We start from the raw sequence: 10,721 nt of genomic DNA, 5'->3' as shown, positions 1-10,721 counted from the left end.
AAGGCCGCACGCTCTACTTCCGCCTGCCCGCGCGTCCGCACACCCTGCAGACCGAATGGGACATCGACAAGCTCGACAAGCTGCCGGAAGTCGCCGTGGTGTACGCCTACGGCAACGTCAACCCGGGCAGCGTGGATGCCGCCGTGAAGGATGGCGCCAAGGCCATCGTCTATGCCGCCACCGGCAACGGCAGCGTGGGCGACTACATGGTCGAGCCGCTCAAGGCGGCACGCGCCAAGGGCGTGCAGATCGTGCGCGCCTCGCGCACCGGCAGCGGCGCGGTGATCCGCAACGCCGAGCAGCCGGACGACAAGTACGACTGGCTGGTGACCGACGACCAATTGCCGCAAAAGGCGCGCATCCTGATGGCGCTGGCGCTGACAAAGACCAACGACAGCAAGGAACTGCAGAAGATCTTGTGGAAGTATTGAGCGTATTGAGCACGGCTTCCACGGCTTGCTGAAGGTCCCGCGCGGCATGACCGCGCCTCCTGAATGGCAGTCCGGTCGCGCAGCGACCGGACTGCCATTTTCCATTCTTCCATTCTGGCCTTGCCCCCTGCCTTGCAGGCGGTTGGCTGCGCCGAAGTCCTTCACGCTTGAACTATCACACGCCTGCGGGACGGCGCCGGTTTTTCGTGGGTGGCAAAAATTTGGCCGTTAATTGCACTAATGGGCTAAACCGCTTGTGATGGCACCTTGGCGGCAGGCGAATCCACAGGCACCAGGATCACCTCGCCCGAAGCCACCAGGCGAAGCTCTCCGTCCTGCTCCGCGAACACATCCGCCCGCGCGAACACCTGCCGCTTGCCCGCCCTGGCCACGGTAGCGCGCGCCACGAAGGCCTGCCCCACGGCAGGCGCCATGCAGTTCACCGAGTAATGCGATGCCAGGACCGGCCCCGCCACCGTGGTGGCAGCGTAGCCGCAGGCGGTATCGATCAATGCCCCGATCACGCCCGCGTGCAGGAAACCAGCGTACTGCGTGGCCTCGTCCTGCCAGGGCATGCGCAGTTCCGCCTCCCCACCCTCCGCGCGAATGACCTCGAAGCCGAGCCAACGGTTGAATGCGGCGGTCAAATTGACCTTCTTGAGTACTTCCAGCGAATACACGTTGCTTGTCATTGCATTTGCCTGCCTGGTTTGCGTGGGTGGGAACGCGGTGAAAAATGCCGGCGGCGCCGGCAACGACTGCTACATCGCGCGGAAGGTCGCGTTGGCCCGGGCACAAGCCACGCCATCGGCCGTGACGAAGGCTTGCGCAAAGCACAGGGTGCCGCCAACCTTGGTAAAGGATGTCTCGAACAGCAGCCACTGCCCGATCCTGGCCACGCTGAGGAAATCGATCGAAAGATTCACGGTGACAAGACTGCGCGGCTCGGCGAACTGCATCCCGCACGACAGGCCCATGGCGTTGTCGGCCAGGGCAGTGATCAGCCCGCCGTGGGCAAAGCCCCGCGCGTTGGCTCTGCGGCTGGCAGGGCGCGCTGATTCTCGCCAAGGTGGCGCGCAGCGGCCAGCCGATCCGGCGGGCCGCGGAAGAACTGGCGCGGCAACTAGATGCGGAGCCGCGGGATGCAGGCAGCGGGCAAGCTGGCTGATCGCTGCCAGCCTGCGCAGCCGTTCAGATCAGAACAAGGCGCTGCTCATCAGGGCCTTGGCTACCAGTTCGGCCTGGTCCGCCCTTTCCGCGTAGACAGCGACCTCGGTCACCACCTGGCGGCGCCCTCGCCTCACCACGGTCGCGACGGCGCGCAGGTCAGCCCCGCCGGCCGCTTCGAGATACTGGATATTCAGCGAACTGGTCGCGCCGCCGCGCATGCTGTCGGCATCGACACCGGAAGCTGCCGCGGCGGCACCCGCCACATCGATCAGGGTCGCGATCACGCCGCCATGCACGATCTCGCCCACCGTCACGTTGCCGGCCTTGAAGGGCAAGAGCAATTCAACGTGGTCGGATGTCAACACATCCAGCACGATGCCAACGGCACGCGCCACCGGCGAGCCCATCAGCACCTGCTCGACGTAGTGGCGGATGCGCGGATCGACGCAAGGCGTGGCGGCGGCGCTTGCTGCGCTGGACAAGGCGGGAATCAGGGACAGCATCATGGGCTCCTGCTGAAGCGGGTCGGGACACGTACAGCCTAGGCGCGGCGGCGGCGACGCTCAATTACCTTGACGGTAATCGGCAATGGGCAAGCGGCCGCAACGGCGCCGCGCCCTGCGAACCATCCCTTCGCCGGTGCCGGCGCGGCCAGCCGTTTATAATGTCCGCCCATCCCGCCCGCCTTTCCGCCGCATGCCTTCAAACCCGCAAGACGCCAGCCAGCTCGCCCCGCAATCCAGTGGGCAGCCGGAGTCACAGTCCAGTTCCCCGCGCGGCGACGAAGGACTGTTCGACCGGCCGGACAGCCCTTGCATCGGCATCTGCTCGACCTTGTTCGATGAGATCTGCCAGGGCTGCGGCCGCACCGCCATGGAGGTCAGCAACTGGGTCTTCCTGGACGACACGGAAAAACAGGCGGTGTGGGAACGCATCACGCGCGAAGCAACGGCAAAGCGCTTCCGCCAGGGCTGATCTCCCGCACTCGGCCGGCACGGCGCCGGCCCGCATTCAACCGCCCGCCAGGCGACCCTCCATATCTTCCACTTCGCGCCGCTCCAGCCGCTGGCGCGCGAGCTTGCGCCAGTTCTCGGCCAGTGCCGGCAATGCCGCCATCGCGGCCAGCGCGCCGGTATCCAGCCGATCCACATACAGCACATGCAGCAACCTGCGCAGGCTCCAGTCGGGACAAGGCCGTTCCACCAGCACAAGGTTGTCGCCAGGAATCAACTCACCCTCTTCCAGCACCCTGTAGTACCAGCCGGTGCGCAGGCTTTGCTGGACCGCGCGCGCCATGCCCGCATGCCCGAAACGGTGGTTCAGCTTCCAGCAGGGCTGGCGAGCCTGGGAGACTTCGACCAGCGCCCGTCCAAGGCGGAAACGATCGCCAATGCAGACATCGGCTTCGGTCAGTCCGGCACTACTCACGTTCTCGCCAAACGCGCCGGGCCGCGCCAGCACCTCGGCGGCCTGCGTGGAATGCGCGGCCAGTTCCTGGCGCCAGGCCGGGTAGTGGTCGAAGGCGTAATGGTGAACGGCCTTTTCCGGACCGCCATGGTGCCTGGGGTCGCCCTGCTCGTCCCCGGCCAGGCCCAGTGCCGTGACGCGCACAGCAGACCCGACCGGCTGCTTGTCCATGCCGCTGGGCACGCCTTTCGGCCCGAAGGGGCGCACCGCGCCCAGCAGTACGCAGTCGACTCGCGTTGTCAGCAGGGGCATGCTGGCCGCCGCTTGCGCATTGCCCTGCTGGTCCGAGACGGGCGTCACAAGCCCGCCTCATCCAGCCACCGGTCAAACATGCGCCGGCCCGCCGCAGCCACCCGGTCGCCGATCTCTGCCGTGCGCGCCCGGATCACGCGCGGATCGATGCCGGCCTTGCCGAGTTCCACGGTGTGCCCAACCAGCCAGCCTTCCAGCTCGCCGGGCCTCACCTCGGGATGGAACTGCAGGGCCAGCACATGCTGGCCGATGGCATAGGCCTGGTGCACTACCGCCGGAGTCGAGGCCAGCAACCGGGCGCCCGCGGGCAGGTCAAAAGTATCGCCGTGCCAGTGCAGCACATGCCAGTCGGCGGCCTCCAGCTCGGCCAGTGGCGAATCCCGGCCCGCCGGCGTGGGCTGGACCGGCGCCCAGCCGATCTCGCGCGTGCCCGGATAGACGCGCGCACCGGCCGCGCGCGCAATCAACTGCGCGCCCAGGCAGACGCCGATCATCGGCGCGCCGGCATCCAGCCGGGCCCGGATGATGTCGATCTGCCCGTCCAGCCAGGGATAGGCCTCGTTCTCGTACACGCCGATGGGGCCGCCCAGCACCACCAGCAGATCGGCTGGCTGCTCCCTGATGACGCTCAGGTCGTCGATGCCCGCGCGCAGCACGCGCAGGGTATGCCCGCGCTCGCGCAAGGCGTCGCCCAGCACGCCGGCGTCTTCGAACGCAACGTGCTGGATCACATGGGTGGTCAGGGCTCTGGTGGTAGTGGACATGGCGGCGGGCATCCCGTTGGATCGACGCAAAGCACCGATATTAGCGGCATACAACCGGCGCTGCATGCGCCATGTGCAGCACGCCCCGCGTGGATCCGGTTTCCGCGCAAAGCATCACGGCATGATGCTTCCGTCCGGCACCCGTGCCCCGGCACCGGAGGCAAGCCAGTCTCAGCGCCCTGCGCCCGCAGGTTGCAGCACCAGGGTATCGAAGGCTTCGTTGCCCGGCGCGCGGCGGCCTGCCGCCATGGTGATGTATTGCACGGCTGCCCACTTGTCGGTCCAGTCGCGGTAGTGCGTGGACATGATGTTGCCCGACTGTCCGGTCGAGTCCATGAAGCGGGATTCGGACAGGTCGGACAAGTCATAGATGGCGCGCAAGCTTGCCGCATGCACGCTCTCGAACGGCGCCGCCTCGTCGCGCAGGTTGTGGCGCCCCACGTTGACGGTGTAAGTGTCACCGCCAGTCGGCACCTTGACGTTGAACAAACCCGCCAGGTAAGGCTGCTTGCCGAATGGCTTGTGCTCGGAGCGAGCCGTGTGGGCCTTGCCCCAGCGCCAGCGCTCAGGTTTGTCGCCATAGCGCTGGTCCAGGTCGGCGATGGCATGGCGCCAGGCCGTGCCAATGGCATCGTCGCAGTCCTCCTGGCCGGGTGTCTTGCCATCGTCGCACCAGAACGCTCCCAGCCCCCTGGGATTGCGCAACACGTTGAGCATGGGCTGCTGTACGTTGCGCTGCTCCCACAGCCGGCTGAACAGCGTATCGCCCACCTTGTCCTCGAACAACCCGCGCGACAGCTCGCGCAGCCAGGCCGTGGCCACCAGCGGCTCGGCAAGGCCGGCCTGCATATCGCCGTCCCATTTGCGCAGCGACTCGATCAGCGCGCGCTCGCGAGGCGGCAGCGCCGGATTGCTGGCGAATGAGGCCGATAGCAGCAGCGGCAAGGCATCGCGCACGGCCAGCGAGAGCGTGTCTTTCTGGATCGCGGCAAAGCTGTCCATGGTATGCCGCTGGGTGGCATCGATCAGCGTGCGGATGCGCTGGTAGCGATATGGCACGGTCCATTCGCTGGTCAGGAAATACGGGTAATCGTCCTCGACGATCTTCTGGTTGGCGGTGGCGATCACGCCCTCGGGCGGATTGAAGCTGCGCGGCAACTGGTCGAATGGAATAAACCCGGTCCAGTCGTAGCGCGCATCCCAGCCAGGGGCCGGCGCCAAACCCTTCAGGTCGTTGTCGGCGCGACGCAGCGGCACGCGGCCGGGCGCGATAAAGCCGATGTTGCCGTCCACATCGGCGTAGACGATATTTTGCTGGGGCGAATGAAAATCGCGCAGCGACTTCAGGAAGCTGGCCCAGTCGGTAGCGCGGTTCAACGCCAGCCCGGCCTGCAAGGTCCGGTCGTCGGCGCGCAGCGCGGTCCACTGGAAGGCCACGACGTACTGCGCCCCAAGCGGCGCCGCGGCGGTCGCCACGGGCTCGGCCACGTCGGAAATCACGGGGCCATGGCGCGTCTCGCGCACGCTCAGGGTCACGTCCGGCGCGCCCCTGACGTGGATCGTCTCGGTGCGCGTGATGAAATCCGCCCAGCCGTCCGGGATCTGGTAGCGCTGAGTGCTGCCCGGCTGCAGGCGCTCGATGAACAGGTCCTGCACATCGGGGGCGGTATTGGTGAAGCCCCAGGCGATGCGCTGGTTATGCCCAAGCGCCACCACCGGCGTGCCCGGCAGCGTGGCGCCCGTGACGTCCAGCCCGGGCGCCTGCAAGTGCGCGAAGTACCAAAGCGCCGGCGCCTGCAGCCCCAGGTGCGGATCATTGGCCAGCAGCGGCTTGCCCGAGCGCGTATGGGCGCCCGACACCACCCAGTTATTCGAACCCATCCCCTCCACGTAGCCGGGCGGCGCCTGCTGCTCGACGCGCGCCATGGCGGTAGCCAGCGGCGCCAGGTGACGGTAGAGGTTGCCGTAGTCCATGGTGCGAAGCGGCCGCTCGCCGGGATAAGGCGCCAGCAGTTCACTGATGCGCGAGACCGGCAGCACCTGCGCCAGCCGCATGCGCAGCGTCTCCTGGGTCCAGTTGCCGCCCAGGTCCCACGCCATCATGGTCTGCCAGGCCAGCGAATCGACCGGCTCCCAGTGTTCGGGCTGCGTGCGCAGGATCAGGAATTCAGGTGGCAACGGCCCCTTGCGGCCATCGATATAGGCATTCACGCCGTCGGCATAGGCCTGCAACGCGGCGCGCGTCTCGTCGGAGGACTGGGCAAGGATGGCTTCGGCGTTGCGCCGCACGCCCAGGGTGCGCAGGAAGCGGTCGGTATCGAGCGCGGGCGGCCCTAGGATCTCGGCCAGGCGGCCCGCCGCAATGCGCTTGTTCATCTGCATCTGCCACAAGCGGTCCTGCGCATGGACGAAGCCGAGCGCAAAGTAGGCATCCTGCGCATTGGCCGCCTTGATGTGCGGCACGGCGTGGCGGTCCCTGACGATCGACACGCTCTCGCGCAGGCCGGGCAGCTTCAGCGTGCCGGCGGTCAGCGGCTGCGATGCCTGCCGGTACCAGACATAGGCACCCAGCGTGCCCACCACTACCAGCACCGCCGGCATCAATACCAGCCAGGCCAGCCGTTTCAACCAACGCATCGCTCCCTCTCCCCGCGTGGCACGCCGCACCCGCGTCGTTATTTATGTTCTTTTCCCGTGTCCCTTGGCCCGCCGGCACGCTCGCAGGCGCATGGCAGGCAGGCGGAACTCCGGCATTATCGCCGAAGCCGCAGCGCTGGGGCGAGCGGGCTTGGCGGCCAAAAAAATGCCCGGACCAGCCGGGCATCGTTCCTGCTGCGGGGCGAGTGCGCATGGTTCAGCGCACCCGCCCCGCCGGCTGCCGGTCTCAGGCGGCCGGCTTCTTCAGTTGCAGGGATTTGTACTCGAGGAACTCTTCCAGGCCGTACTTGCCCGCCTCGCGCCCGTTGCCGGACTGCTTGTAGCCGCCAAACGGCGCCTGCATATTGAACGGGCCGCCGTTGATATCGACCTGGCCGGTGCGGATGCGGCGCGCCACGCGGATGGCGCGGGCCTCGTCGCCCGACCACACGCCGCCACCCAGCCCGTAAATGCTGTCATTGGCGATGCGCACGGCATCTTCCTCGGTGTCATAGCAGATGATCGAAAGCACCGGGCCGAAGATCTCTTCCTGCGCTACCGTCGCCTTGGGATCGACATTGCCCAGCACCGTCGGCTTGACGAAGAAGCCCTTGTCCAGGCCTTCCGGCGCCTCGGGACCGCCCGCCACCAGTTCGGCGCCCTCGTTGATGCCGCGCTGGATATAGCCGGTCACGCGATCCTTCTGCGCGGCGGAGATCAGCGGGCCAAGCCGGCTGGTTTCCTGCAGCGGGTCGCCCACCGTATAGCCCTCGACCACCTTCCTGGCGATGGCCTTGACCTCGTCGTACCGTGCGCGCGGCACCAGCATGCGGGTGTGCGCCGAGCAGGTCTGGCCGGAATTGAGGAAACAGGCGCCGATGGTGCCCTTGACCGCGGCAGGCAGGTCCGCGTCGTCCAGGATCACCGAAGCGGACTTGCCGCCCAGCTCCAGCGCCACGCGCTTGACGCTCTGCGCGCCCAGCTCCGACACGCGCTTGCCGGCCCGCGTGGAACCCGTGAACGACACCATATCCACTTCGGGGTGGCTGGCCAGGACCTCGCCCACCACCGGGCCATAGCCGGTGACCAGGTTGAACACGCCCGGCGGCAGCCCGGCGGCCTCGATCACCTCGGCCAGCACGAAGGCGTTGAGCGGCGCCACTTCAGACGGCTTGAGCACCACGGTACAGCCCGCGGCTAGCGCCGGCGCCACCTTCAGCGTGATCTGGTTGAGCGGGTAGTTCCACGGCGTAATGGCCGCCACCACGCCCACCGGCTCGCGCACCACCAGCGAGTTGCCGACCTCTTCCTCGAAGGCGAAGGTGTCGAGGAGCTTGGCGGCCTGCGCCCAGTTGTAGACCGGGCCGCCCACCTGGATGGCGCGCGCCAGCTTGATCGGCATGCCGACTTCGCCCGCAATCAGTTGGGCCAGTTCCTCGCTGCGCTCCTTCAGGCCCTCCGCGATCTTGCGGATATAGCCGGCGCGCACGCCGGGCGGCGTGGCCGACCAACTGTCGAAGGCGGCCCGCGCCGCCTGGATGGCGTCCTCGGCGTCGCGCGCATGGCCTTCCGGAATGCGGCCCATGACGGCCTCGGTCGTGGAATGGATAACGTTGATCAGGCCGGTACCGTGCGGGGCAACCCACTTACCGTTGATAAAGAGTTTGTCTCGTTGTTGCATGGCCACAGTTTTCAGTTGGGTGAATAGGCGGGTGCAAATTTTGTTACTTTTCTGGTGCACCACATTGTAGTGCGGTTTGGCGACTCTTTTTTTTGCAGCGCGCCAGTGCTCCTCTAACAACGTGGCGATAATCGGCCGGCGAGCCGCCTGGTGCGTAGTGCAGCAAACTGCACAGCCAAGAACAAAGGGAGGGAGACATGACTGATCCGGTTTTCCGTAAAACCGAGCAAGGCCAGGACGAAATACGCACACGCTCGCGCAAGCTGGACCATAAATTGCGCGCCTTGCTGCTGATCGTCAACGGCGAGCGCCGGCGCAGCGAGCTGCTGGCCCAGACCGGTGGCATGGGGGTGGGACCAGAGGCCATCGAAGCGTTGCTGGATGCCGGGCTGATCCACGCGGAACCCGCCCCGCAGCTTGCCGTATCCGGCACTACCCCAGCAAACCCGGTCGCGGCGGCGGCCAGCGCTGACGATCCGGACCGCAAGGCCGACAGCGTCTTTTCCATGTACGCCATGCGGAGCGCCAGCATGCAGCCACCGGACGAAGCCGATGCGACTCAGCACGCGTCCCAATCCGCCGACCAACAGGCTGGCGGCACTTACCAGCAGCTCTATCACTTCTATACGGATGTCATCGGCCATCATCTCGGCCTGCGCGGCTACCTGCTGCAGGTCAAGGTGGAAAAGGCCGCCGGATTCGCCGAACTTGCAGCACTGCGCGACCCGCTTTACACGGCCCTGCACAAGGCCAAAGGCGAAATCACGGCCGGCGCCATCATCGACCAGCTCGACAGGATGGTGCGCGACGACGGGCATGCGGCTGCCTGAGCCGCCGTCCTGGATTGCATGAAGGGGGAAAAACGAGAAGGGCCGCACATGGCGGCCCTTCTCGTTTCCTGCGGGGCAGTCCGGTTGCCCGGCGCCCTTCCGGCTGGCTTAGCCGTCGATACCCTGCGACTCCAGGTACTCGTCATACGTACCCAGGTAATCGGTCAGCGTGCCATCGTTGCGCACTTCGATCACGCGCGTGGCCAGGCCGCTGACGAACACGCGGTCGTGCGAGACGAGTCACATTCCTGATGTAAATCAACCACTTACAGAAGGATTGAGACATGGCAACTATCGTACAACGTGGGACATCATGGCAGGTCAAGGTTAGGGTGACAGGCCAGCCAGTACGATCAAAAACATTCAGAACTCGTGAGGAGGCAGAGGCTTGGTCGGTTGCCGAGACCGCTCCGGGCAGCGGGGTCACGGTGGCTGACCTATTCAAAATGTACGTTAAGCGAGTTGCCCCCAGCCGCCGCAATGGGGATTGGGAGCGGAGAGTTTTGCAACGGCTGCTGCGGGTCGAGCCGAAGCTTTGCTCATTGGGCGCAGCCTCTCTTGGCAAGCATCACTTGGCAACATGGCGGGACTATCGGCTACAGGAGGTGGCCCCAGCGTCTCTAAGGAGGGAATTGGATGTCATTTCAGCCGTGTACGTGGTGGCAATAGCAGAATGGAACGTGGGCCTCACGGAGAACCCTGTTCACGGGTTCCGGCGCCCCGCCCTACCGCTGCCTCGGGAAGTGAGGCTCACCGAGGGCGATGATGGCAAACTGATCGCCGCCGCCATTGACTTCAACAGGGAAATAGCCCCGGCCATCATCCTTGCCATCGAAACGGGGATGCGGCAGGGAGAGATTGCTTCGCTTCGGTGGGAGAACATCGACACGGAAGCGCGGACAGCCCTACTCCCCATGACAAAGAACGGAACACGGAGGCGAGTGCCACTCTCCTCCAAGGCACTGGAGGCGCTGACGTGGTGTCCCCCGCCACACCGGGGCAGAGTATTCAAGCTGACCCAGCACGCCATGAAGCACGCCTTTCGGCAGGTGCGTGCGCAGTGCGGGCTGGAGGGCATCCGCTTCCATGACCTACGTCATGAGGCAATCAGCCGCTTCTTTGAAAAGGGGCTGAACGTCATGGAGGTAGCGGCCATCTCCGGTCACAAGAACCTGAAGATGTTGCAGCGGTACACCCACCTCGACCCATCGAAGCTAGCGGCAAAGCTCGGCTGAGGCGATGAGGGGCCGTCTGTGCTGCATCAGAAGGCGGCGGCCTGTGATCGTGCATTTGGATTTGCTGAACTCTAGCTAGCAGTTCGGGCCACCGGGCAGGGTTCGACTGTTCCTAGCGATCCCTTCGCGGATTGAAGGAAAATCCAAGTCCAGCAAGGGTTTGCGGGAGACTGCACAAGGGCGGCGTCCAAGGGTCACCAAGGGCTGCAGGTACAGTCGCAGGCCGTTTGCAGGTACAGGCATCGAGCAAGAAA

12 protein-coding genes are annotated in these 10,721 nt (G+C 65.9%); 4 read left to right on the top strand and 8 right to left on the bottom strand.

The features are described 5' to 3' along the window. On the top strand, nt 1-431 hold a 431-nt coding region (locus tag AC1DS6_RS35300; RefSeq protein ID WP_477104221.1), incomplete at its 5' end, for an L-asparaginase family protein. A 245-nt stretch (nt 432-676) separates the two neighbouring features. On the opposite strand, the gene AC1DS6_RS35295 is transcribed toward AC1DS6_RS35300, so the two are convergent. The 3 genes from AC1DS6_RS35295 to AC1DS6_RS35285 all read right to left on the bottom strand — a co-directional run bounded on the left by AC1DS6_RS35295 (nt 677) and on the right by AC1DS6_RS35285 (nt 2,104). Continuing rightward, nucleotides 677-1,123, bottom strand: coding sequence for a PaaI family thioesterase (locus tag AC1DS6_RS35295; RefSeq protein WP_441632497.1), 447 nt, complete (start codon nt 1,121-1,123; stop codon nt 677-679). Between the two features lie 69 nt (nt 1,124-1,192). Then, nucleotides 1,193-1,579: a PaaI family thioesterase gene (locus AC1DS6_RS35290; protein ID WP_441632503.1), complete on the bottom strand. Its 387-nt coding sequence runs from the start codon at nt 1,577-1,579 to the stop codon at nt 1,193-1,195. 48 nt (nt 1,580-1,627) lie between these two features. After that, nucleotides 1,628-2,104: a PaaI family thioesterase gene (locus AC1DS6_RS35285; protein ID WP_441632501.1), complete on the bottom strand. Its 477-nt coding sequence runs from the start codon at nt 2,102-2,104 to the stop codon at nt 1,628-1,630. Between the two features lie 286 nt (nt 2,105-2,390). Here AC1DS6_RS35285 and AC1DS6_RS35280 point away from each other — a divergent pair, with 286 nt between their 5' ends. Then, a complete protein-coding gene (locus tag AC1DS6_RS35280; protein WP_045238471.1) occupies nt 2,391-2,576 on the top strand; it encodes a DUF1289 domain-containing protein in 186 nt (61 codons plus the stop codon). A gap of 36 nt (nt 2,577-2,612) precedes the next feature. Here AC1DS6_RS35280 and AC1DS6_RS35275 read toward each other — a convergent pair whose 3' ends face one another. The 4 genes from AC1DS6_RS35275 to AC1DS6_RS35260 all read right to left on the bottom strand — a co-directional run bounded on the left by AC1DS6_RS35275 (nt 2,613) and on the right by AC1DS6_RS35260 (nt 8,402). After that, entirely contained in the window at nt 2,613-3,320 is a 708-nt protein-coding gene (locus tag AC1DS6_RS35275; protein WP_477104224.1) for an MOSC domain-containing protein, read from the bottom strand. Nucleotides 3,321-3,364: 44 nt separating this feature from the next. After that, entirely contained in the window at nt 3,365-4,084 is a 720-nt protein-coding gene (locus tag AC1DS6_RS35270; protein ID WP_441632495.1) for a glutamine amidotransferase, read from the bottom strand. A 171-nt stretch (nt 4,085-4,255) separates the two neighbouring features. Beyond that, entirely contained in the window at nt 4,256-6,721 is a 2,466-nt protein-coding gene (locus tag AC1DS6_RS35265) for a penicillin acylase family protein (RefSeq protein WP_441632493.1), read from the bottom strand. Between the two features lie 247 nt (nt 6,722-6,968). Further along, nucleotides 6,969-8,402, bottom strand: coding sequence for an aldehyde dehydrogenase family protein (locus tag AC1DS6_RS35260; RefSeq protein WP_441632491.1), 1,434 nt, complete (start codon nt 8,400-8,402; stop codon nt 6,969-6,971). A gap of 197 nt (nt 8,403-8,599) precedes the next feature. Here AC1DS6_RS35260 and AC1DS6_RS35255 point away from each other — a divergent pair, with 197 nt between their 5' ends. Then, complete coding sequence (locus AC1DS6_RS35255; RefSeq protein WP_441632490.1) at nt 8,600-9,232, top strand: hypothetical protein; 633 nt, start codon at nt 8,600-8,602, stop codon at nt 9,230-9,232. 108 nt (nt 9,233-9,340) lie between these two features. Here the strand turns inward: AC1DS6_RS35255 and AC1DS6_RS35250 are convergent, their stop codons facing one another. After that, nucleotides 9,341-9,454 (bottom strand): hypothetical protein, encoded by a 114-nt coding sequence (locus AC1DS6_RS35250; protein WP_006161911.1) that lies wholly within the window; start codon nt 9,452-9,454, stop codon nt 9,341-9,343. A gap of 62 nt (nt 9,455-9,516) precedes the next feature. Here AC1DS6_RS35250 and AC1DS6_RS35245 point away from each other — a divergent pair, with 62 nt between their 5' ends. Next, on the top strand, nt 9,517-10,467 hold the full coding sequence (locus tag AC1DS6_RS35245) for a site-specific integrase (protein WP_477104220.1): 951 nt from the start codon (nt 9,517-9,519) through the stop codon (nt 10,465-10,467). The last annotated feature ends 254 nt before the right edge of the window (nt 10,468-10,721 follow it).

Source organism: Cupriavidus sp. 05L310, assembly GCF_056398185.1.
Note: the sequence above shows the minus strand (reverse complement) of the source record. Positions and strands in the feature narration are given on the sequence as shown.

Excerpts from the sequence above, each read along its gene's own strand:
- AC1DS6_RS35295 (WP_441632497.1), bottom strand. The coding sequence starts at position 1,123 with ATGACAAGCAACGTGTATTCGCTGGAAGTACTCAAGAAGGTCAATTTG.
- AC1DS6_RS35245 (WP_477104220.1), top strand. The coding sequence starts at position 9,517 with ATGGCAACTATCGTACAACGTGGGACATCATGGCAGGTCAAGGTTAGG.
- AC1DS6_RS35270 (WP_441632495.1), bottom strand. The coding sequence starts at position 4,084 with ATGTCCACTACCACCAGAGCCCTGACCACCCATGTGATCCAGCACGTT.
- AC1DS6_RS35275 (WP_477104224.1), bottom strand. The coding sequence starts at position 3,320 with ATGCCCCTGCTGACAACGCGAGTCGACTGCGTACTGCTGGGCGCGGTG.
- AC1DS6_RS35285 (WP_441632501.1), bottom strand. The coding sequence starts at position 2,104 with ATGCTGTCCCTGATTCCCGCCTTGTCCAGCGCAGCAAGCGCCGCCGCC.
- AC1DS6_RS35255 (WP_441632490.1), top strand. The coding sequence starts at position 8,600 with ATGACTGATCCGGTTTTCCGTAAAACCGAGCAAGGCCAGGACGAAATA.
- AC1DS6_RS35260 (WP_441632491.1), bottom strand. The coding sequence starts at position 8,402 with ATGCAACAACGAGACAAACTCTTTATCAACGGTAAGTGGGTTGCCCCG.
- AC1DS6_RS35265 (WP_441632493.1), bottom strand. The coding sequence starts at position 6,721 with ATGCGTTGGTTGAAACGGCTGGCCTGGCTGGTATTGATGCCGGCGGTG.